Below are 419 nucleotides of genomic sequence, written 5' to 3'. Positions count from 1 at the left end.
GAGGCCGGCACCGGTGACGTGTCCAACGCCACCACCCACATGCGCAAGATCCGCGATGAGATCCGTCGCCTCACCTCGCTGCCCAAGGACGAGTTGTACGTGGCGGCAAAGGAACTGCAGGCTCCCTACGACCTGGTGGTCGAGGTCGCCGAGGCCGGCAAGCTGCCGGTGACGCTGTTCACCGCCGGTGGTATCGCCACCCCGGCCGATGCGGCGATGATGATGCACCTCGGCGCCGAGGGCGTCTTCGTGGGTTCGGGGATCTTCAAGTCCGGCAACCCGGCCCAGCGTGCGGCCGCCATCGTGCAGGCCACCACCTTCCACGACGACCCCGACGTGCTGGCCAAGGTCTCGCGCGGACTGGGCGAGGCGATGGTCGGCATCAACGTCGACGACATCCCGCAGCCGCACCGCCTGGC

General features: G+C 68.7%; 1 protein-coding gene. It reads left to right on the top strand.

The features are described from left to right. Positions 1–419: beta/alpha barrel domain-containing protein (locus OK17_RS21855; RefSeq protein ID WP_461418742.1), on the top strand; the 419-nt coding region annotated here is incomplete at both ends.

Source organism: Gordonia sp. GN26 (assembly GCF_054823965.1).
This window is presented reverse-complemented; position numbering and strand designations above follow the sequence as displayed.